The 21,377-nt window shown below is 61.9% G+C and carries 16 protein-coding genes; 10 read left to right on the top strand and 6 right to left on the bottom strand.

Annotated elements, in window-relative coordinates:
* The first annotated feature begins 522 nt into the window (after positions 1-522).
* Complete coding sequence (locus tag BUS42_RS08685; protein WP_074304734.1) at positions 523-1,890, top strand: transposase; 1,368 nt, start codon at positions 523-525, stop codon at positions 1,888-1,890.
* Between the two features lie 203 nt (positions 1,891-2,093).
* On the opposite strand, the gene BUS42_RS08690 is transcribed toward BUS42_RS08685, so the two are convergent.
* Together BUS42_RS08690 and BUS42_RS08695 are read right to left on the bottom strand one after the other, a co-directional pair.
* Positions 2,094-3,380 (bottom strand): IS4 family transposase, encoded by a 1,287-nt coding sequence (locus BUS42_RS08690; RefSeq protein WP_254053394.1) that lies wholly within the window; start codon positions 3,378-3,380, stop codon positions 2,094-2,096.
* 136 nt (positions 3,381-3,516) lie between these two features.
* Entirely contained in the window at positions 3,517-4,458 is a 942-nt protein-coding gene (locus BUS42_RS08695) for an aldo/keto reductase (protein ID WP_074306571.1), read from the bottom strand.
* Between the two features lie 477 nt (positions 4,459-4,935).
* On the opposite strand from BUS42_RS08695, the gene BUS42_RS08700 reads away from it, so the two are divergent.
* Positions 4,936-5,352: an STAS domain-containing protein gene (locus BUS42_RS08700; protein WP_074306572.1), complete on the top strand. Its 417-nt coding sequence runs from the start codon at positions 4,936-4,938 to the stop codon at positions 5,350-5,352.
* 241 nt (positions 5,353-5,593) lie between these two features.
* A complete protein-coding gene (locus BUS42_RS08705; RefSeq protein ID WP_254053395.1) occupies positions 5,594-6,448 on the top strand; it encodes a YiiX/YebB-like N1pC/P60 family cysteine hydrolase in 855 nt (284 codons plus the stop codon).
* Here BUS42_RS08705 and BUS42_RS08710 read toward each other — a convergent pair.
* Positions 6,434-6,937 carry a DUF2127 domain-containing protein gene (locus tag BUS42_RS08710; protein WP_254053396.1) on the bottom strand — a complete coding sequence of 168 codons (504 nt, stop codon included), beginning with the start codon at positions 6,935-6,937 and terminating at the stop codon, positions 6,434-6,436. The genes BUS42_RS08705 and BUS42_RS08710 overlap by 15 nt on opposite strands.
* 261 nt (positions 6,938-7,198) lie before the next feature.
* Between BUS42_RS08710 and BUS42_RS08715 the strand changes: the two genes are divergently transcribed.
* Both BUS42_RS08715 and BUS42_RS08720 read left to right on the top strand, forming a co-directional pair.
* Entirely contained in the window at positions 7,199-7,558 is a 360-nt protein-coding gene (locus tag BUS42_RS08715) for a cupin domain-containing protein (RefSeq protein WP_074310867.1), read from the top strand.
* 301 nt (positions 7,559-7,859) lie between these two features.
* The gene (locus tag BUS42_RS08720) at positions 7,860-8,981 is read left to right on the top strand and encodes a glucose 1-dehydrogenase (protein ID WP_074306573.1); all 1,122 of its coding nucleotides are present in this window, start codon (positions 7,860-7,862) and stop codon (positions 8,979-8,981) included.
* Between the two features lie 36 nt (positions 8,982-9,017).
* Here BUS42_RS08720 and BUS42_RS08725 read toward each other — a convergent pair whose 3' ends face one another.
* The gene (locus BUS42_RS08725; RefSeq protein WP_074306574.1) at positions 9,018-9,311 is read right to left on the bottom strand and encodes a hypothetical protein; all 294 of its coding nucleotides are present in this window, start codon (positions 9,309-9,311) and stop codon (positions 9,018-9,020) included.
* A gap of 340 nt (positions 9,312-9,651) precedes the next feature.
* Between BUS42_RS08725 and BUS42_RS08730 the strand changes: the two genes are divergently transcribed.
* From BUS42_RS08730 to BUS42_RS08750, 5 genes are all read left to right on the top strand, one after another.
* Complete coding sequence (locus BUS42_RS08730; protein WP_074306575.1) at positions 9,652-10,206, top strand: gamma carbonic anhydrase family protein; 555 nt, start codon at positions 9,652-9,654, stop codon at positions 10,204-10,206.
* 92 nt (positions 10,207-10,298) lie between these two features.
* A complete protein-coding gene (locus tag BUS42_RS08735; RefSeq protein ID WP_254053398.1) occupies positions 10,299-11,246 on the top strand; it encodes an SGNH/GDSL hydrolase family protein in 948 nt (315 codons plus the stop codon).
* Between the two features lie 247 nt (positions 11,247-11,493).
* Positions 11,494-12,936, top strand: a complete 1,443-nt coding sequence (locus BUS42_RS08740; RefSeq protein WP_074306577.1) for an arylsulfatase B — start codon at positions 11,494-11,496, stop codon at positions 12,934-12,936.
* A 278-nt stretch (positions 12,937-13,214) separates the two neighbouring features.
* Positions 13,215-14,990 (top strand): sulfatase-like hydrolase/transferase, encoded by a 1,776-nt coding sequence (locus BUS42_RS08745; protein ID WP_074310869.1) that lies wholly within the window; start codon positions 13,215-13,217, stop codon positions 14,988-14,990.
* A gap of 249 nt (positions 14,991-15,239) precedes the next feature.
* Entirely contained in the window at positions 15,240-16,673 is a 1,434-nt protein-coding gene (locus BUS42_RS08750) for a transglutaminase-like domain-containing protein (RefSeq protein WP_074306578.1), read from the top strand.
* Positions 16,674-16,696: 23 nt separating this feature from the next.
* Here the strand turns inward: BUS42_RS08750 and BUS42_RS08755 are convergent, their stop codons facing one another.
* Entirely contained in the window at positions 16,697-18,238 is a 1,542-nt protein-coding gene (locus tag BUS42_RS08755; protein WP_074306579.1) for a hypothetical protein, read from the bottom strand.
* On the bottom strand, positions 18,235-21,360 hold the full coding sequence (locus tag BUS42_RS08760) for a PVC-type heme-binding CxxCH protein (RefSeq protein ID WP_074306580.1): 3,126 nt from the start codon (positions 21,358-21,360) through the stop codon (positions 18,235-18,237). The genes BUS42_RS08755 and BUS42_RS08760 overlap by 4 nt, the downstream gene beginning before the upstream one ends.
* Between the last annotated feature and the right edge of the window lie 17 nt (positions 21,361-21,377).

Here is a 21,377-nt window from a genome sequence, read left to right on the forward strand (position 1 = left end):
ATCGCACCTTGTCTAAAATGACAAAGGCCCGACGAATCCTGCCAACCTCAGTCGCGTCTTCAAACGATTCGGGTTGAACAGCAGTCATCAAGCCAAGCCATCGCTCTTTGCATTAACATTAATTGATCGCATTTTATAGTCTAACATTTAACAATAACTAAATCTGTTTTTTTGCAAAAGCCTCAATGATCCCTGTTGCGATGCGCTAAGAAACATTAGTATTATGAAATCATCATAATGGCATCAACTATCAATAAGCCAACGAGAAAGGTTCTATGCCGTCGGTACGGGTTTCTTTGATTTTGTGATGGGTGACGGCCGTGATGCATAGCCCACTGGGTGCCACGCAACGTCAGTAACTCGGCGTCGTCAACAACGGATGTAACTCTCACCGGACCAGAGAATTACTGCCGCTCCGTGGCTGCGGTTCGTTCGAGAGAAGGGGGGGCAAAAAATCGCCGTTCTTCGTCATGATGGGTGCGGCTAGCAACCGGCACTCACCTGGATTGAGGAAGAACGGCGATGAAGGCAGCTCGGACGCTGCAAGGCTTGCAGCAACCGCAGTCGTTGATCGGCTATGTCCGACAGTTTCTCACCCCGACGGTCTGGAAGCAAGCCCGAGGGGTTGTTCCTCAAAGGCGGTCGGCGCCGCGGTGGGATCTCCAGCCACTGGTCGTGGTCATGCTCGCCATGACCTGGGCCACCGGCGACTCCGAGTCCGAGAGGTTTGAGAAGGCCCGGGGATACTACGTCGCCTGCCATGAGTCGCGAAGACGCCCGGGAAAGACCCTCGTCGGCTTCCAGAAAGCGATGCGACGCGTCCCCATGCGACAACTCAGGGCGTTGGCCGCGGGGGTTCGGCAACAGATCCACGCCCGACTGGGGTCGCGGCGGATTGTCGACGGCTTCGAGCCGATGGGCTGCGACGGCTCGCGGATCGAGTGCCCCCGCACCCCCGAGTTGGAACGGGGACTCGGGCAGGCCGGCAAGAACGACGCGGCCCCCAACGTCTGGCTGACGGCGTTCGTCCACTTGCCCACGGGACTGCTTTGGTCGTGGCGACTCGGCCCGGGCACCGCGGCCGAGCAAGAGCATTTGAGGCACTTGCTCGCCACCCTCTCGCCCGAGGCCCTGATCGTCTGCGACGCCGCTTATATGGGCTTCGATCTGGTCCGGGCGATCCTCGGTGTCAAGCGATCGTTCCTGTTCCGGATGTCGTCGCGGGTCGACCTCTACACCCTCGAAGTGGCGAACCTGGAGGATTGGACCGAAGGCCCTGTCTTGTACTGGCCGAACTATGTCCAGAAGAAAGGGGAAGCGCCGATCCAATGCCGCTTGATCCGGATCCCGGCCAAGGGCAAGGGTAAGGGGTCGGTCAAACGCGACGTCTGGCTCCTGACCGACGTCCTCGACCCAGCCCGGATGTCGGCGGCGACGGCCGCCAAATTCTACCGCTGGAGATGGCGTAATGAAGGACTATTTCGCACATACAAGCGTATAATCAATAAATTGAAACTCGCTAGCCGCACGGTGGCCTTGGTGCATCGCGAGGCCGAGTTGTCACTGCTGGCCACGCAGATCCTCCTGGCGCATGCCGACCTGGCGCTTCGGCCGGCGTCGGCGTCGGCGACCGATGGCCCAGTGATCAGCCCCCGCAAAGTTCTGATCGAGATCCGCAAGGAGATCGACGCGGCCGTGAAACCCAAGGCCAAGTGTTACCACAAGCGACTCGCGGGCTGCCGCGCCGGGTGCCGGAAGCAGAAGAGCCCGAAAGCCACACGCAAGTGGCCTCGTCGCAAACCGCATAAGCCGCCGAAACCGCCTGTGCTCCACACCCTGACTCAGGAACAGAAAGCCTTGCTAAACAAGCACATGAGTGCAGTAGGATGAGGCATCAGTAATCGACGTTGGGTGCCACGGGTTGTACTCACAATAGTGTCCGGGATTCCTGATGGCGAGGAGGCTTTTCGTCAGGACATCCCAGAATAATTCGATTTGAACAGCCTTGCAGCCGCCTCCTTCGGTTTGGAGGGCGATCCCGGCGCATGCCGCGGCATGACCTCGTCCGCAGCGCGTGGACGGGCCCTGATCGCTTATTTGGGTTTTTCGGCACGCTTCCGCGCAACGCGGTCACGCTGTAATTGGCACTGACGCTCCCGCTCGCGAAGGATCGGCATGATCTCGTCCATCGTCGCCGTTCCGTTGGCCACCATTCCCAGCAGACTAAACATATACTTGCTGGGGCGATTCCCTGTATGGATGTACATGAGCGTGACGCCGATCACGGCGACGTAGAAGCTCAACAGCACACCCTCGCGGCTGTGACTGATCAGATGATCGAACCGCGCGTAGCTTTTCAGCCAGCGGAAAAACAGTTCAACTTGCCATCTATGACGATATAATACTCCGATAATTGATGCGTCGGGCTCGAGCAGGGTCGTCAAGAGGTAGACCGGATTCTCGGGGTCATCCTTGGGGACGATGACCACTTCGCGAAGGACGATGCCCAGCGGTTTGCGATGCGTCGAGCCGGGAAAACGGACCAGTCGATCGGAGATGACGTCCGCGTCGCGGGCCTCTTGGGTGAGTTCCCTCGTCTCGGTCGTCTCGAGGTTGGGGGTGCGTTCTCCGGGTTTCCGGAACCGCATCACGAAATCCGCCGCCGGCTCTACGTGGGCCTTGATCAGCTTGAAGCTGAAGATCCCCCGGTCGTAGAGATGGATCGCCCCGGGGGTGATGGAGTACGCGGCGGTGGTCGCCTCGCTCTGGCCGGCCTCGGGGACGACGATCAGCTCGGGGAGCCAGGTTTGGGCATCGACATGGAAGTCGAGGCGAGCGCCGGTCTTGCCGCCGCGGCGGCGGACGCTCCAGGCCACTGAGGCGGCGGCATGAAGGAAGGTGCCATCGACGGCGAGGACCTGGCGGTGAAGCGAGCTCAGGGGATCGGCGGCCTGGTTTGGGTTGGGACTGGGCTTGAGAACGTTGCGTCGGAGCTGATCGAGGATCGGCTGCAAGCGAGTGTGGTCGGCCAACTTATTGAAGTCGGAGAGGGTGCTTTTGCAGAGTTTCTGGATCGAGAGGAATTTTTGGGCTTGTCGGGTTTGGCTGAAATCCTCGCTCGTCCTGAGGGTCCGCAGGGTGGGGTTGAAGAAGGCCAGGAGCACGGCAACGAAGACGTCGTCGAGGAAGAGGTCGCGGTTGCCATGGGAGTCCTGGTCGCGAAGTTGTGCGATGAGCCGTTCGATCGAATGGATGTGCTTGGCCCCGACCACTTGATCGGGCCAGATGGGCAAATCACGAGAGAGCCACCCCGGTGCCCCGACCCGTTCAGGTCGCTGGGAAGGGGGAGTGTCAACCAGGGGTGGTTTCTTGGCCGCCATGACGAATACTGTGGCCGACCGTAACCAAAAGCGCAAGCGAAGATTTGATGAAGGTCGATCCCGGACACTATTGACCCGTGGCACCCATGGCTTTCACATTATTCAATAATTAGCACGGAAGGCCATGTCCACCTGATTAGGCGCTCGCCTGGTTCAAACGTTCGATCGCTGGGCCGTCGAGTTCCAGCCTCGTGGCCTCGATCAGATCGTCGAGTTGTGCGACGCTGGTCGCGCTGGCGATCGGGGCCGTCACGCTTGGTCGCGCCAGGAGCCAGGCGATTGCGACCCGGCCCGGCGTGGACGAGTAGCGACCGGCGACGTCGTCGAGCGCCGCGAGGATTCGGAAACCACGGTCGTCCAGATATTTCTTGACCCCCTGCCCTCGCGCGCTCTTGGCGAGATCCGCCTCGGATCGATACTTTCCGGTGAGGAACCCACTGGCTAGCGAATAGTAGGGGATGACGCCGAGCCCTGCCTCGCGGCAAACCGGCTCGAGCGCGTCCTCGAATCCGGCCCGTTCGCAGAGGTTGTACTCCGGTTGGAGGGCTTGGTACGCCGCCAGGCCGTTGTCTCGACTGACCTTGAGCACCTCGGACAACCGTTCCGCCGAGTAATTCGAGGCGCCAATGACGCGCACTTTGCCCTGCTGGATCAACTCATGAAAAGCCCCGAGCGTCTCTTCCAGAGGCGTCTCCGGGTCGTCCTTGTGCGCCTGGTACAGGTCGATGTGGTCGGTCTGGAGCCGTTTCAGCGAATCCTCCACGGATCGCTTGATGTACGGCCCACCGAGACCACGCTTGTCCAACGCCATACCGACCTTGGTCGCCAGGATCACCTGATCGCGCTTTCCACTTTGCTTGAGCCACTTGCCGATGATCGTTTCGGATTCTCCCCCTTGATTCCCGGGAGCCCAGCGCGAGTAAACGTCGGCGGTGTCGATCAGTTTGAAACCGGCCGCAACGAACGCGTCGAGCAAGCGGAACGACGTCGCCTCGTCGATCGTCCAGCCGAACACATTGCCACCGAAGGCCAACGGACCGACTTCCAAACCCGACTTGCCAAGCATGCACGTCTTCATGTTTTGACCTCAAACGTCGACACAGCCCCGGCGTCGCGCCAGTCACGCTTCACCCCAGCCAAGGTTAAGAGAATCCGACGATGACGGCAACTTGCCGTCCGATTCCATCGTGTCGGCCCGGCGACCGATCGGGCCCCCTCCCAATTCGCATCGTGAGGTGAAGCCCGGCATGTTCCTTCATGTGAAAGAAAGGAATCAGAGACGCCAGCCATCGACCGCCCTGCAAATTCCTTAAAATCATTACAGGCTTCGCAACTCTCGCTGATCTCCCAACCTCTTGAGAGAAATTGCCACGACCTGAGAGGCCTGACGTCCTTATGATAGATGGGGGGACCAAATCAGCCGCGTTGAGTCACGCGTCTGAAAATCCTCGAAGGCTTACCGAGACGTCAAAAATAAAAGGCGCAAGGACCGCGTCAATCGTGCGGTGTACGGACGCGTTCACTCCGCTCTTGTTTTCCAGAAAGATCGGATTCGATGTCGCCAGATTCTCCCCACTATCAAGTGAAACAGACCAATGGGGTTTCGATCGTGACGGTCCTCGATCCCGAACTCCTCAAAGATGAAAAAGAGACGTTTTACAAGCTGGCGGACAGCCTTGGCGGCGACGCCACATCCCAGGGTGTCGTCCTCGATCTGACGAACATCCGAGTATTCCAGAGCTCGATGCTCGGCGTCATGATCAACTTTCAGAAGCGGCTCAAAGAACACGATAAGGATCTCAGGCTTTGCTCGGTCGACCCTCAAGTCCTCCGGGTCTTCGAACTCACGAAGATGGACCAGATCTTCAAGATTCAGCCGACCGAACAGGCGGCGATCCATTCGATCCAGGGTAAGTCGGGGGCGGGCTGGATTTCGAAAATCTTCGGAGGGTTCGGGGGCTCCCAAAATTAACTGAGCCGGTTTCGGGACCGGCCAAGCCGAGTGTCGTCCCAACGCCACTCGGCGGTCCGTTCGAGGGTTCCCGGCGCCCCTTGAGGGCCGAGTTTCAAGAGATCCTTGGGCTCGTGACGATCATCTCTGCAAGGCGTCAGAGACGCTCGAGGGATGCGCGTCGTCGGGAGAAGGCATGGAAGCCGTGACGTTTGAGCAGCAGCCCTCGCGCATGAGGCCTTTATTCTCGCGAGCGGTTCGAATGTCATGGGGGTTGGCCTTTTTTGCGCTCGTGAGCCAAGCCGGGTGCCTGAACACAGGAGACATCACCGGCCAGATGATCCCCCACTCCTGGCGGGGGAACCCGTGGGGCCCTGACGCCGAGGCGGCCCGCCGGTGCGGACGGCTCCCCTCGATCCCGTCGAACCCTTCGATGTCGGCTTGGGACGCCTGGGGCCGGGGCCACTTGCGCGACGGCGATATCGTCTTCCGGATGGGGGACGCCCGGATTGCGTGTGGGCTCTATCCGTTCTCGCAAATCTCGGCCGAGATGGCCGACAGCCGGTATTCTCACACCGGGATCGTCGCGTGGGAAAACGGTGAACCCGTTGTCTACGACACGAATAAGTTGGGGCCTCGTAAACAGCCCTTTCCGATCTGGGTCCTGGATGTCGCGGGGGGCATCGCCGTCAAACGCCCAGACGCCAACAACCAGCGCTTCGTGAGCGGTGCTCTCGTGTTCTGCCGGGATACTTATCAACGCCAAGTCCCATTTGACCGACGACTCTCACTGGACCAGGACCAGTTCTACTGCATCGAGCTCACGGAGCGGGCCTACCGATCGGCGGGCCTGGTCCTCTCGGAACCGATCCGCATTGACCACCTCCCGCGCTATCAACACTTTCCCAAGGCCGTCTGGTTCGCGCGCCACTTCTCGCCGGTCCGGCCCGATCAATCGGCCTTCGTCATCGGCAACGACTCGATCGGAATCTGGTCGAGCCGCGCCCTGACGCTGATCTACGAGGCGCCCGACGCTCGCTTCCCCTACGCTGAACCAGGGGAAGTGACCGCAAGGTCCACTGATGCCCACAGCAACTCCGGCTCAATCCTGAGGTGATGTTCCCGGGGGCTGCGCGTCTCGACTCCTCATTTCGACTTGGATCGTGCGGATGAGGTAGGCCACGATCGCGACGTTTGCCAGGAGGACGGCGATCCGTAGCGGACTGCCTTTCTTGAAGACCTCGTAGACCTCAAGCGGAATCAGCAAACCGGTCGTGACCACAACGAGATACTCGGCCCACCGCTTTTGGAGGAGCAAGCCGACCCCTTCGACCAAGTAAAGAAGGCCGTAGAAAACGATCCCCGCTCCGATCGCGACGAGTCGCTTTTCACTGAGTCCGGAGAGTCGCGCGATGGTCGCGTGAATGAGTTCATCCTCGGGGTCGAACCGGAACCGTGCTACGATACGGATCACGCCGTCGAGAATATCGTTCGGTTTGAGCCGGAGGACGAACGCGCCTCCAATCAGCAATACGGCGGCCTTCGCGAGTTTGTAGACTCCGATCATCGCGAGTCCCCAACGTCGACGGTGGCTGTCTTGACTCATCGAAATCGACCGCCTTCTTCATGACTCGCGAATGAATCGATCGCGCCGGCCCCGGCTTCCGGTTCGAGCGACCAAGGCGAGGGGAACCGCCCCTGGCACGCGGGTCGACGTCAGGATACGATCGACTGCGACAACGTTGAATGCTCGGGAGTGCCTCACCCTGTCACCGAATTGTACAAGGGCGCGGGCAAGGACAGCGAGGGGCGGACGGTCGCCGTGATCTGGGCGTTTCGCCACGAGCATTTTCAGGAGGTTGCACCGATGCCCCCCCGCGCCGGCCGATGTCACGTCGTCGACTTTTCCACGATCCCCGGTGTCCCTTGCCCATGTGGCACGGCCCGGAGGGCGTTCGCCGACGTCGACGCATTTCCAGGGACGGTCCACGTGACCGAGATCTCGGCGGCCGCCCAGCGTCACTACCACCGGCGGCTGACCGAGACCTATTACATCCTGGAATGCGAACCGCATGCCACGATCCAGCTTGACGATGAAGAGGTTCCGCTCAAGCCGGGAGTCTGTGTCGTCATTCCGCCGGGAGTGCGCCACCGCGCCGTGGGCAAGATGAAGGTCTTGATCGTCGTCTTACCCAAATTCGACCCCGACGACGAATGGTTCGATTAAACTCGGAGGCTGAACCGCGGCGGACCTGCCCCTGACCGACACGGTCGGATTCGTGGGCTCGTGTCGATTCCCTCGTGGATGCTTCTCAATTCGTCGAGATTATTGCAGTATAGGACTTTGTACGACGCCTGGGAGGCCTGGAGTCCACGGCACCAGTCTGGTCTGAATGCCGGATCCTGTTTGTTGTGGCCGGGTTATGACGAACGAATATTCACCGAGCCGGGTGCTGCACGCCTCGCGCCTTTGGTCGTCGCGTGACGACACATACGTTTTTATTCCTCTATGACGAGTCGATTCCCCGATGAAAGCCGTTGCCGTTCTGCCAGGTCAACCAAACAGCGTCCATCTCCAAGAGATCCCGGTGCCCAAGGTCACCGACCAGCCGCACCCGCACGTCTGTCGGATCCCTGAAGGGCGCGGCGTGCTGGTCAAGGTCCTTCAGATTGGCGTCGACGCGACCGATCGTGAGATCAACGAAGCGCTCTACGGCAACGCCCCGCCGGGTGGGAAGCATCTCGTCATCGGCCACGAAAGCTTCGGGCAGGTGGTCGAGGTTGGCGACAAGGTGATCGAGATCAAGCCAGGCGACTACGTGACCTGCACGGTGCGTCGGCCCGGCGGTTCCTTGTTCGACAAGATCGGCCGGAACGACATCACCAGCGAAGAAGTTTACTACGAGCGAGGGATCAACCTCTGCCACGGCTACTTGACGGAATACTTCGTCGATGATGCGGAATATGTGGTCAAGGTGCCCCAGAACCTCAAGCATCTCGGGGTGCTTGCCGAACCGGCGAGCGTCTGCGCCAAGGCGATCGAACAGGCGTACCTCGCCCAGCAGCGGTTGCAGGTCTGGAACCCGCTCCGCGCCTTCGTCCTCGGGTCGGGCCAAATTGGCCTACTCGCCACGATGATGCTCAGGCTTCGTGGTCTCCAAGTGTTCACACTCGCAACCAAGCCAGGTCCCCACCTCAAGTCCGAGCTCGCCGAGGCCTACGGGGCCACTTATGTGAGCACCAAGCAGACGTCGATGAAGCAACTCACTGAACAGGTCGGCAAACCCGACCTCATCTTCGAGGCCACCGGCAACGCCGAGGTCTGCTTCCGTGCGATGGAAGTCCTCGCGCACAATGGCGCCTTGATCTGGACGAGCATCACCGGAGGCGAGCACGAGGTGTCCGTCGATGCCGCCAAGATCAACCTCGAATGGGTCCTCGGCAACAAGTTGCTCGTCTCGAGCGTCAACGGCAACCGCCGGCACTTTGAGTTGGGGATCCAGGCGCTCTCGCACGGGGAGCACACCTATCCGGGCGTCACTGAGCGAATCCTCACCCACCCCGTCGCGGGCCTCGAGAATTACCAGGAAATGATGAAAATTCTCGAAGATAATCAAGCGCTCAAAGTCTACGTCGACGTCGCCAAGTAACCGCGGCGTCTTGAGGATCGTTGGCCGTCGACCGAACTAAAAGGTGGTCACTTGCGGTTCTCCGTGGGAATCGCCGCGGACGACGGCCACGATCCGAGGTCCCAGGAGCACGACGAGGTCCTTCGAATCGAATCCGGTCCCGCCCGTCCCTTGAAACCGCTCGCAGAGAAAGGCGGTCACGTGCTCCAGGGTCGCCTTGAGCGGAGGTTCGATCGAGAACGACGTGGCATAACCGTCTTCGTCGTAGACCCGATAATGGGTCCGGCGAAACTCGGGCGATTCCCGAACTCGAGGGACGGGTCTTTCGATCGGGCCTGCAAACTCGTCCATGCTCTTTAATCCCTTCCGTCCGGTAAAAACCCTCGCGCTGCGATTGAGCCGGCCATCCTCAGAGAAGGTTTCCGTGAGCGGCCGAATCGATTCAAAGTTAAGAACCAAGACTCCGGCCCTCCCGAGCGCTCGGTCGAGGGGAATGAGCGAATCCGCAACGGCTCCGCTTTACTCATTGTCACGACGTCTGCCTCGTCTGACTACCCGGAAGCAAGGTGTGTCGACCGGGATTCGGGTCTGTCATAATCGCGGTCGCGGCGGCTCCGTGTTCCCGGTCACCTGACAACAGTCGAGTGAGCTTGCTCGGACGCCTCCGCATTTCCGCTGGGATTCGCTACGCATGATCGACTCCACGGCATTCATCGCTCGAGCGGCCATCGTCCTGGGCGACGTTCACCTCGGGAGGTTTGCAAGCCTCTGGTATAACGCGGTGGTTCGTGGCGATACCGAGCGAATCGTCGTCGGCAACGAGACCAATATTCAGGATCTCTCCATGGTCCATGCCGACCCCGGGTTCCCCTGCCTGATCGGCAATCGGGTCACGGTGGGACACCGAGTCATCCTTCACGGATGCACCGTTGAAGACGACTGCTTAATTGGCATGGGATCGATCCTCCTCAACGGTGTCCGGGTGGGTCGCGGCTCGGTCGTTGGCGCGGGGGCCGTCCTGATCGAGGGGACGGTCGTTCCCCCGGGATCCCTGGTCGTTGGCATTCCGGGACGCATCGTTCGTGAGGTCGACGAGCCCATGAGAGAACGCATCGACCGGACCTGGCGTCACTACGTGGCGCTGGCCGAGACGCACCGCCTTGGCCGGTTTCCAACCTATTCCGTAACGGACGGTCAAGCGGTTTCTGGGAGAGACCTCGAACGGACGGAAGGAACAGGTTCATGACCTCATGTCGCAAAATCACAAGTAGTGAGCACCAGGGGAACCCCAGGCCCAGGAACCGATCATGGGTCGCATGCCTGGTTCTCGGAACGGCGATGCTTACCCTGGTCCCGGGCGTCCGAGGCGCGGATTCTCCCCTCGAAGGGGTGCGTCGGGTGGTGTTCTTGGGTGACAGCATCACGTATTCGGGGCAATACCTCGAGTACGTCGAGTCGGTGCTGCGAGCGCGAGATCCATCCCTCGCTTGCGAATTCCTCAACCTGGGACTGCCGAGCGAGACGGTCTCCGGACTGACCGAGCCCGGACACGCCGGGGGCCAATTCCCCCGCCCCGACCTCCACGAACGGCTCGAACGGATCCTGGACCAGACGAAGCCTTCGTTCGTTGTGGTCTGTTACGGCATGAATGACGGGATTTATTCTCCGTTCGACGACGCGCGATTCAAGAAGTTCCAGGAAGGGATTCACTTCGTGCGGGGACGAGCCGAAGCCAAAGGTGCCAAGGTCCTCCACCTCACGCCGCCAGTCTTCGACCCGTTGCCGATCCTGGCGAAGACCTTGCCGGCCGGCCTTGAGGAGTACCGGCAGCCATTCCAGGGCTATAACGAAGTGCTCGACCGCTACTCCGAATGGCTACTCGGCCAGAGAGCCCAAGGGTGGGATGTGGTGGATATTCGCAGCCCCTTGTCTCAATACCTCGTCAAGCAACGGATCAACGACCCCAAGTTTGTCTTCGCCGGTGATGGAGTTCACATGAATTCGACCGGGCACTGGATCCTGGCTCGAGCCCTTCTGACGCATTGGAATGTGCCTGCCGACGCCCTCACGGCGCCGACCGGCGAGCAAGCCATGGCCGGATTGCCCCACGGCCCCGAACTCCTGAAACTCGTCCAGCAGCGTCAGCGAATGCGCAAGGACTCCTGGCTCACGGCGACGGGCCACACCCGCCCCGGCATGAAGCAAGGTATCCCCCTCCCCCAGGCCGAGCGCCAGGCCGCCGAGATCGAAGCAAAAATCGCGGCCCTGATTGCACCGAAACAGTGAAGTTCGCGATGGTTGCCGGCTCCGATAGAATTCGGCTCCAGGAGCGATACCCGAGCCGTCGAGCTGGGTTTAACTGGTCGACCTGATCCCCCCCCCCTCCCCCATCCGCTGGCTTCGGGTCTGGCTGATGTTCCGCGTGGTTCGCTTTTTCAGAAGGGTCGACGATCGACGCGACCCAAGCCTCTTTTGGATCACTGACGCGCCGTCGTGGTGATCCCGGCGACGTCGATTCCCCGGAGAATGGCCGATGCATTTGAAGAGAATTCCGTTCCGTCGCCTTGGCACGATTTTCGTGCTGGCACTGGTCATTCCGGCATGGGCGGGGGCCGCGGACGAGCCGGCCAAACCGGCGAAGCCGAACGTGGTCCTGATCCTCGCGGATGATCTGGGATGGGGTGACGTCGGCTGGCACGACAGTGAAATCAAAACCCCACACCTTGATAAGCTTGCCGCCTCCGGGACTCGGCTCGAGCAGTTCTATGTTCAACCCGTCTGCTCACCCACTCGGGCGGCCCTGATGACGGGTCGGTATCCGATGCGTCATGGACTTCAGGTAGGCGTCGTCCGTCCCTGGGCGCAGTACGGTCTGCCCTTGAACGAACGGACTCTCCCCCAGGCCTTGAAGGAGGTCGGCTACGAGACGGCAATCACGGGCAAGTGGCACCTCGGCCACTTCCAACCGGAGTACCTACCCACCCATCGCGGGTTCGACCACCAGTACGGTCACTACAACGGAGCGCTCGACTACTTCACGCACATTCGCGACGGCGGATTCGACTGGCACCGCGACGATCGCGTCAATCGCGATGAAGGGTATAGCACCCACCTGATCGGTCGAGAGGCCACGCGGATCGTCGACCATCACGACACTTCCAAGCCTCTCTTCCTCTACGTTCCGTTCAATGCGGTCCATGCGCCGCACCAGGTTCCCGAGAAGTACAAAACACCTTATGCCAAGCTGAAGGAACCACGGCGTACTTATGCGGGAATGCTTGCCGCGATGGACGAAGCCGTGGGCCAGATCGCCGAGGCCATCGACCGCAAGGGGATGCGGTCCAACACGATTTTCATCTTCTCGAGCGACAACGGCGGGCCGGCGCCCGGGCAGGTGACGAGCAATGGTCCCCTCCGCGGTCAGAAAGGCACTCTCTATGAGGGGGGAGTCCGCGTCCCTGCATTCATCTCCTGGCAGGGGCACCTCCGTCCCGGGACCGTCGCGAATGCCCCGCTCCATATCGTCGACCTCTTTCCGACGCTCTTGACCCTCGTGGGTGCTCCCCTCGACCAGCCGTTACCGACGGATGGACGCGACGCTTGGGCCGCCATCGCCCACAATGGGCCGTCGCCGCACGACGCCATTCTGCTGAACTCGACCCCGGATTCAGGCGCGATTCGCGTCGGCGACTGGAAGCTCCTCCTCAATGCCCCTCGGGGCGATCAGGGGGGTGAAGTGACCGCCGCCAAAAAAGCGAGAGCCCCACGCGACTCCGTGGAACTGTTCCACATCACTCAAGACCTCTTCGAAAAGAAGAACCTGGCATCCGCGTACCCGGAGAAGGTCAAAGAACTCAAGGCGCGTTACGAGAAGTTCGCCGCCGAGGCCGTCGCCCCCAAGATCGCCCCCATGGCCAAAGACTTTCACGTTCCCAAAGTCTGGGGCGAGTCGGACGAGCGTCGGACCGAAAAGTAATGCACGTGAATTTCATCTGAATTCTTTCTGATAAGTCCGTTCGTTGCGACCCCGAGGCGGCGCAGTCAATCGCCGATCGCCGGCGCTGACGGTTGCCTCTCTGGGGCCGCAAAATGCGTTGACACCTCAACCGACTCGCGATCAATCCGACCATTGAATTTCGGGTTGAGCGCCGATCATCGCGACGAAGCCACCGGACTGAAACGAGTCCGTGAGTCAATCGACCGAGGGTGCTCCTCGGGCAAAGGCCGGCCGGTTCCATCAAGAAGGACGTCACCGTGAGCGCTCGCACCTGGTTCCTCCTTGGGGTCCTGTTTCTGCATCATTCCGCATTCGCGGCAGAAACGCCCAACGTGGTGGTGATCCTGTCCGACGATCAGGGGTGGGGAGACCTGAGTGTCAACGGTAACGTCAACCTCAGGACTCCGAACCTCGATTCGCTGGCACGTGACGGCGCCCGGTTCGAACGATTCTACGTCTGCCCTGTTTGCGCACCGACTCGGGCCGAGTTCCTCACGGGACGATACCACCCTCGGGGCGGCGTCCGCGGGGTGACGAGCGGTGGGGAACGCCTCGACCTGGATGAAAAAACTATCGCAGATACGTTCAAAAGCGCAGGTTACGCGACGGGTGCCTTCGGCAAGTGGCATAACGGCACCCAGTTTCCCTACCACCCCAATGCCCGTGGATTCAACGAATACTATGGATTCACCTCAGGACATTGGGGCGAATACTTCAACCCGCCCCTCGAGCATAACGGCCAGCCGGTCCAAGGCCACGGTTTCATCACCGACGACTTGACCGATCATGCGATTACGTTCATCAAAGCCAGCAAGGACCGCCCCTTCTTTTGCTACTTGCCGTTCAATACACCCCACTCCCCCATGCAAGTGCCCGACCGGTCTTACGACAAATTCAAAAACGCCGATTTGAAGTTGCGTGCCCTGGGATCGGAGCGCGAAGACTTGGCAATGACCCGCGTCGCGCTCGCCCTGTGCGAAAATATTGATGAGAATGTCGGACGCGTGCTCAAGACCCTCGAGGAATTGAGCCTGGATCGGAACACAATCGTCCTCTACTTCTCCGACAATGGGCCGAATAGCTGGCGCTGGAACGGTGGAATGCGCGGGCGGAAAGGGTCCACCGACGAGGGGGGCGTGCGCTCTCCCTTGTTGATCCGATGGCCGGAACAGATTCGACCGGGGACCCACGTGAAGAGGATCTCCGGGGCGATCGACTTGTTGCCGACCCTCGCCGACCTAGCGGGCATTCCGGTCAAACCCGTCAAGCCCTTCGATGGCATCAGCCTCGCGCCTCTCTTGCTTGGCACCGCCCTCGAGAACCAGCCGGACCGAATGATCTTCTCGCACTGGAACGGCAAGGTGAGCGTCCGATCCCAGGAGTACCGCCTCGACGCCGCCAATCGGCTCTACGACATGGTGCGCGACCCGGGGCAACAGCGCGACGTGACACCAGATCACCCCGAGGTCTCCGCACGGCTGATTCAGGCCGTCGCCGGCTGGAAAGCGGACGTCCTCCCCGAGCTTAACAAGCAGGATGACCGCCCATTCCCCGTCGGCTATCGCGAGTTCCCCTCGACGATCCTCCCCGCTCGTGACGGCTTGCCCCACGGCAAGGTGCGACGAAGCGCCAATGCGCCCAACTGCTCGTACTTCACGAACTGGAGCAGCACCGACGACCGGATCACCTGGGACATCGAAGTGAACACCGGGGGGCGCTACGAAGCGGTCATCCACTACACCTGTGCGTCCGCGGACGTTGGATCCGAAATCGAGTTAAGCTTGAATGAACAACGGTTTCGAGGCAAGGTTATTGAGGCCTACGATCCGCCGCTCCGGGGAAAAGAGCACGACCGCGTACCCCGTGGTGGTGAGTCCTATGTGAAAGACTTCAAACCGTTGAGCCTCGGGATTACCTCACTCAAGCCGGGACGCGGGCTGCTCACGCTCCGCGCGCTGGCCGTTCCCAGCCAACAGGTGATTGACGTGCGATCGGTTGTGCTCAGACTCATCGAGCCGGACGGTCCAGGCTGATCGCCGGCCGTCCGGACTCCCGGAAGTTACACGTCGGGGTTTCACCTCAAATGTCAAATCGCGGGACCTTTAACGAAGGTGGCGGATTCAGCAGCGCGACCTGCGATTCGCTGTAATCCGAGTGTAAACGCCATCTCTCGCCGCGAGAGCCGAGTCCGATAATCTCGCACGGAAGCCTCGACAAAAGACCCGGCGCGGTTGTCCCCGCGCGGGTTTTCAGGGTATGCGAGGCGCCGGGAATCTGTCGGCATGGCCGGGGCCACGTTTCTTCGAGCGACTCGCCTGGGACCGCTCCTCACCGCACTCCTGGTGATTCTCTCCGGGTCGACCTCGGGCGAGACGCTGAGCGGAAAGATCCGTTCGATCGATAGGATCGCTCGTACCGTCAACGTTCAAGCGCTCGGTTCCGGAGCGGACCGGACCCTGCGAATCGACCGTGAGTCCGTCGTCGCCGGGCTTCCTGGATCGCAAGAGTGGGCGGGGCTGGGCGTCGGCCAGTTGGTTCGGGTCACGCTTGAGGCCGAGACCGCAACCATCAAGAAACTCCAGGTTGTCGTGTCCCCGACGGCCACCGGCGCAGCTTTGACGACAGCCCCCGTGATTCAAGAGGTCGCCACGCGGGCGGATGCCAACCGCCTCTATGGGCTAACGACTGCAACGGTCAGGTCGATTGAGGCGGTATTATCGTATGAAATGATGGTGCCCGGTGTGAGGGCGACCGAGTGGGTGGTGGTCGCGGCCCAGGCGCCTGAGTTGCCCGGTCAGATGAACGCTCGCTCGTCCATGGATCCAGGAGGCCATCCCACCTGGGACTTGAGCCCCGGGCATCGTCCCTTGCTGGTCAGTCGGATCGCCGCGAACGCACACGAGAATACCAACAGAATCACGGCACGAGTCCAGTATCATTCGACCCTCATGTCGCGCCACCTCGATCGACGACAGGCCGGTGATCAGGGGACGGAGACTGACGCGATTCCGCTGGGAGCCGAGGAACGACGACGCGCCCTGGCGAAAGGCGGAACCTATGAGTCGGACGCACCCGAGTTCCGCCGCTGGATGAGCGCGGAGTCGTTGGCGATGCAGCCGCAAGAGTCAGAGATCGACTATGCCAGGCGCGTCTTTCTCGTCATCAAGCGAAGCTTCACTTATGAATACCATGAGACCCTGGATCGCCGCCTCTCGCGCGTCTGCGCGGCGCGACGGTCCGATTGCGGTGGGTTGTCGATTCTCTTCGCCGCGGCCCTGCGAACCCAGGGGATCCCGGCCCGAATCTTGGTGGGCCGCTGGGCCAAGTCCGCCGAACCGGGCGCCCAGCTCGGTGGATCCGCCTATCACCAGTGGCACGTGAAAGCGGAGTTCTACGCAGATGGGGTGGGTTGGATCCCAGCCGACCCCGCCGCGGGCCTCGTCTACGACCAGTCCGCCGAGGGCCTGCGCAACTTCGGGCACGACGAGGGTGACTTTCTCACCTTGCACGTGGACCCCGACCTGGTCCTCGACACGGTCCACTTCGGACCGCAGCCGACCCCCTTCCTCAACGGCGGGCTCGGCGTCTGGGTGGTCGGCAGCGGGTCGCTCGTGAATCCGCGCGTCCGCCAGGATTGGCAGGTCCGCGAGGTCGGAGCGCCCTCTCGACTCAACCGATTGGCCGAATCGATGAGGAGCACTCCCACGCCGCGGTAGCCGTTCTGCTTCAATTCCTCAGCTCATTGCCGCTGAGGTGCGACATCGCCGTAGGGCCAGGGCTTGCCCTTGAAGAGGGGGCGGCGGGCCGGCTCGGGCACAACGCCCGGCTTGAGCTGCTTGGCAAGCTCGATCCCGGTGTCGCGCATCTGGCTCCCGCCGGTGATCTCGAGGTTGCTGTAGCTCGTCAGTCGCGTTTCGTATCCGCCACCATGCTCGTCGAACGCATCCTCCGTCGGCACATAACCCACGCAACCGTTGGCGAGTGACACGGGAAAGGTGAACGGGAACCCGCTCCCCTTCTTGATATCGAGGCCGAAGCGGCAGAAGTATTCCGCCGGATTGGTGACGAAGACGGCCGGCCCAACCTGAACCACTTGCACCTCGACTTCGGCCGCCGGCTCCTTCTTGAGCAAGGCGTCGAGCATCAGCGTTTCCTTGGCGAAGGTCCATTCGGTCGGATCGGCCTTCGCCTTATCGCCCTCGATCAGGGCCAGGCTGGCATTCACTCGCTCCGGCGCAGGCACCCGGCGCTTGATTTCCCAGACCTTGGTTTTGGACGCAATCGGAGTCAGGATCCCCGGCTCCATCGTGAGCAAGGTCTTCAAAGCCTCAGCGCCGATCTTGCCGCCGACGAGCTGCGCCCACCGATCTCCGGTCGGGTAGACGAACGGGCTCTGGTTGTCGACCTGCGTGACGTCTCCCGACGCCCCGGCCACGAACACGACCACACAGTCCTTGCCGTAGTACCCCTGGATCACCTTCTCCAAGTAGTAGATATAATTGGCTGAGATCCCCCCCGGGCTCGTGGTCGCATGGCAAGAGAAATTCACGATGCAACCGAGCAGCTTGCTCGGATCCTTCGCGTCCCAGGCCCCGATCACACCCACCTCGGGATCCACCGGACCGGCCGGCTTGACGATCTCGGGGTTGCCCAGCCCGGGGTGCGTGACCGATCGACCGTTACGCATCAGGAACCGCCGATTGAATGCAACCTGGTCCTCAACCCCCTTGCCAACCCCGGCGCGGGCTTCGACGCGACGGTCGTGGGCGTCGCAGATCACGTCGATCAACGCCTGGTCAACCTTGGCCAGGTAGACCGGATCCGCATTGGTCGACTGCTTGTAGGCAAGTTCCTGCACCAGTGGTGACGCGTGATCGAACTCGCCGGGGAGCATCCAACCGCAAGGTCCCGACGAGTGCGAATGCGACGCACCGATCAAGATCGCGTCGGCGGGAATCCCGGTCTTCTCATGAACTGCCTTGCGAACTTTCAAAACCGTGTCCCGGCGAATCCCGAGTGCGTCGATTCCCACGACGGCCACTTTCGACTGGCCGTCATCGAAGACCGAGGCCCGGACCTTGCAAGGATCATGAACCGTCTTGTGGTACGACTTGCCGTAACCGCCAGGAGCCTCCATGCCGATGTCGGGGGTAATGTCCCGCTCGGCAAAGCCCGACTTGAAGACGGGCGCCGCGGGGGCTTTCTCCGGTTCGGCGGCGAGGCCCGCCGAAGCCAGCAGTGGCAGGCTCAGCGCGAGCGCGCGGGTTAGGAACGGTCTCATCGTGCGGGTTCCTCTTGGGGTCGATCGAGTTCGCCTTCACCCTTCAAATAAGCGAGCAGATCGGCAAACTCCTGCTTCGAGATGTTCTTCTCCAGCCCTTGCGGCATCAGCGACTGCTTGCTGGCCGCGAGCTCTTCCACCTCGGTGCGGAGGATCGTGTCTTCCTTGCCCAGAGGTTGGCGGAGCGTCAGGCTCGTCGGCGTCTCCGAAGCGATCAGGCCGGTCAGGACGCGACCGTCCTTGGTCGCCACCGTGTACGCGGCGAAGCCTTGCGTGATCTCATGATCAGGCACGAGGATGTGCAGCAGGATCGCCGGCTTCTCCTGGTTGCGAATCCCGAAGAGGTCGGGGCCGACGGCCGATCCCTCGCGGTCCAGGCGGTGGCAGGACGCACACTCGCGACGGAAGACGACCAAGCCCTTGGCGGGGTCAGGCTTCAAGCTCACCACATCCTTGAATTCGTCGTAAACCTTCGCCCGATCCCCCGCGACCGCGCCGAAAAGCGCGTTCGCTCGCTCGCGAATTTTGACGTCTCGACTTTGGGTGAGCTGGCGGCGCCGGAGCGCGTCGATGACCCCCGGGGAAACACGTCCCGACTCCAGCGCAGTCAGCAGGCCCGGGATGTGCTGGGACTGGGAGATCAAGGCGGACAGGACTTCATCACGAACCGCCGGAGAAAACGAAGCGAACCGGCTGGGTTCCAGCAGCGCCTCCGCGACTCGATCATCGCGTTGCACGCCGAGCGCCCGAACGGCCGCAACCTGGATCTCCCGTGAATCTTGCCGGGCGAGCAACGTCAGGAGCGTCTCGCCCGCTTGAGCGAAGTCGGCGAAGGCGAGCAGGCCGACGGCGGCTTCGCGTTGCTCGACGGCCCGCCCCTGGTCCAGGGCCGATTCATTCATCGCGGTCAGAAGCTTGCGAGCCGCCCCCTCCGAGGCCTGGTTCTCGGGATCATGGCCCACGACCGAATCGAGCACGCTGCCCGATTGGCCCCCCTTGAGACGGCCTCGCCCCGCCTCACAGAGTCCGGTGAGAAGCGCCGCCTGCTCGGCCGGGGAGAAGCTCGAGGAGTCCGCGAGTAGGGGGCGGATCAAGGCGGGCCATGCCTCGGTCGGCTGGCTGTCGCCGAGCAATCGCCCGAATTCCTTGAGGAGCTCGGGCGCTGGGGAGGCGGTGTCGCGCGGACGTTGTTGCAGAGCGGTCAGGAACCCGGTCTCGCGACCGGACAGAGAGCTGAAAACGACGGCTCGGAGCCAACGGTCCGCCCCATCACGGGCGGCGATCCGTGCCAGGGCCTGAGCGATCGCGGGGGCCTCGGCGGTCGGCGCGGTCCCCGCCGAAATCGCGCCCAGGGTGATCGCGGTCTGGAACCGGACCCGCGGATCATTGTCGTCCGCACATGGCAAGACATCCGCAAGCCATCCCTTGTTCGTTGCGAGTCGAGTCTCGACGAGTTGGAGGGCATGCTCACGAACCGGCGCCGCGGCGTGTTTCAGAAGGGGCCTCAACGTGTCATCAGTGAGCGCGTCGAACGACTCGAGGAGATGAAGGGCATGAACGACCGCGACCGGATCGGCCTTGGGATCGGCGACGATCGCGCGGAGGGGCGCGACGGCCTCCCCATTTTTACGCTCGAGGAGCAGACGGTGGGCGGTGTCACGCCTCCAGCCGACTTGATTGCGGAGCGTCTCGCACAGCTCCTGGGTCGTGGCGTCGCCGAGCGCGACTTTCCGGCGAACTTTCAATTGGTCGGGGCTGAGATCGTCGCGGACGACCCGCCAGATCCGTCCCATCCCCTTGCCCCCTTCAAAGTCGGTTCGCTTGCGAATCTCGACGGGCAGGTAGTCGGGATGCTCGATCGTTTTGCGGTACATGTCGCAAACGTAGAGCGCTCCGTCGGGACCGCTTGTCAGGAAGACGGGCCGGCACCAGTTGTCGCGACTCGCCAGGAACTCCGCCCCCTTGATGGCCGGATACGCGGCGAAGGTGGCGCCTTGCGGGTCAAGGCGATCGACGTGCACGAGGTTCCCGGTCGGGTCGCACGAGAAGACCTGGCCTCGATACGCGTCGGGCAGTCCATCCCCTCGAAACACGGTCACGGCGCAGGCCGCGGTGAACGTTCCGGCATGAGAATCGGCGGTCGTGACGTTGCGGCTGATCGGGAACAATTTCGCCGCGGCGCCATGCCCTTTGAGCGGTTCGGCGACGGTCTCGGCCGGGCAGTTTTGCACTGTACCCGAAAAGGCGAGATGCGGGTTGCGTCGGAGCGTCTTCGACGAGAGCACCACGTGCTGCACTTGCACTCGATTGTAACAGATGAACCGGCGTCCAAACTCGTCGAACGTGATCCCGAACTGAGCCCCGCCGTCGGCCGCCTCGCCGGACGTTCCGTCGGGGTGGAACCGGAAGTCGGTGCGGCTCAGGGCAACTGAATCCGAGACCGAAGGCGCGTGGACCTGGCCCCCTTGCAGCCCACTCGTGACGTAGACCCAATTGTCGATCGAAAGCGTGGGATGGCTCACGCGGAGCTGGGTCGACCCCTTGGTGTCGAAGCCGGTGAACAACACCCGCCGTTCGTCGGCCTTGCCGTCACCATCCGTGTCGCGCAAGTAGAGCACGTCAGGTGCACATGTCACGATGAGGCCACCACGCCAAGGCAAGACGCCGTTGGGAAAAGTCAGACCCTCGGCGAATTCGGAGCGTTTGTCCATCGTTCCGTCGCCGTCGGTGTCTTCCAGAAGCGCAATGCGACCGATCGCGGGCCGGCCCTCGCCGGGTCCGGTCGGGTAGCCGCGATTCTCGGCCACGTAGAGCCGCCCTCGCTCGTCGAATGCCATCGCCACCGGGCTTGCAATCAGCGGCTCACTCGCCACCAATTCCAGGCGCAGACCAGGCTGGAGCTGGAACGACTGCCGAGCCTTCTCCGGCGCGAACGGTCCCTCCGGCGCCGGTGCGGGCGCGTCCGGCTTCGCACTCTCCTTGGGTGCTTGCGCCATCACGGCAACACTCAACAGAAGAGCGCCCATGAGTGCCAGCGTGACGGGAATCTTCGAGCGACCGAGCTTGTTCAAGACACGCCAACGCCGCGGCGCCGGTGTTACGAGATCGACACCAATGGTCATCCAGGATGCTCCCGTGC

The sequence above is a fragment of the Singulisphaera sp. GP187 genome, assembly GCF_900129635.1.
GTDB lineage: Bacteria > Planctomycetota > Planctomycetia > Isosphaerales > Isosphaeraceae > Singulisphaera.

Excerpts from the sequence above, each read along its gene's own strand:
- BUS42_RS08685 (WP_074304734.1), top strand. The coding sequence starts at position 523 with ATGAAGGCAGCTCGGACGCTGCAAGGCTTGCAGCAACCGCAGTCGTTG.
- BUS42_RS08690 (WP_254053394.1), bottom strand. The coding sequence starts at position 3,380 with ATGGCGGCCAAGAAACCACCCCTGGTTGACACTCCCCCTTCCCAGCGA.
- BUS42_RS08695 (WP_074306571.1), bottom strand. The coding sequence starts at position 4,458 with ATGAAGACGTGCATGCTTGGCAAGTCGGGTTTGGAAGTCGGTCCGTTG.
- BUS42_RS08700 (WP_074306572.1), top strand. The coding sequence starts at position 4,936 with ATGTCGCCAGATTCTCCCCACTATCAAGTGAAACAGACCAATGGGGTT.
- BUS42_RS08705 (WP_254053395.1), top strand. The coding sequence starts at position 5,594 with ATGTCATGGGGGTTGGCCTTTTTTGCGCTCGTGAGCCAAGCCGGGTGC.
- BUS42_RS08710 (WP_254053396.1), bottom strand. The coding sequence starts at position 6,937 with ATGAGTCAAGACAGCCACCGTCGACGTTGGGGACTCGCGATGATCGGA.
- BUS42_RS08715 (WP_074310867.1), top strand. The coding sequence starts at position 7,199 with ATGCCCCCCCGCGCCGGCCGATGTCACGTCGTCGACTTTTCCACGATC.
- BUS42_RS08720 (WP_074306573.1), top strand. The coding sequence starts at position 7,860 with ATGAAAGCCGTTGCCGTTCTGCCAGGTCAACCAAACAGCGTCCATCTC.
- BUS42_RS08725 (WP_074306574.1), bottom strand. The coding sequence starts at position 9,311 with ATGGACGAGTTTGCAGGCCCGATCGAAAGACCCGTCCCTCGAGTTCGG.
- BUS42_RS08730 (WP_074306575.1), top strand. The coding sequence starts at position 9,652 with ATGATCGACTCCACGGCATTCATCGCTCGAGCGGCCATCGTCCTGGGC.
- BUS42_RS08735 (WP_254053398.1), top strand. The coding sequence starts at position 10,299 with ATGCTTACCCTGGTCCCGGGCGTCCGAGGCGCGGATTCTCCCCTCGAA.
- BUS42_RS08740 (WP_074306577.1), top strand. The coding sequence starts at position 11,494 with ATGCATTTGAAGAGAATTCCGTTCCGTCGCCTTGGCACGATTTTCGTG.
- BUS42_RS08750 (WP_074306578.1), top strand. The coding sequence starts at position 15,240 with ATGGCCGGGGCCACGTTTCTTCGAGCGACTCGCCTGGGACCGCTCCTC.
- BUS42_RS08755 (WP_074306579.1), bottom strand. The coding sequence starts at position 18,238 with ATGAGACCGTTCCTAACCCGCGCGCTCGCGCTGAGCCTGCCACTGCTG.
- BUS42_RS08760 (WP_074306580.1), bottom strand. The coding sequence starts at position 21,360 with ATGACCATTGGTGTCGATCTCGTAACACCGGCGCCGCGGCGTTGGCGT.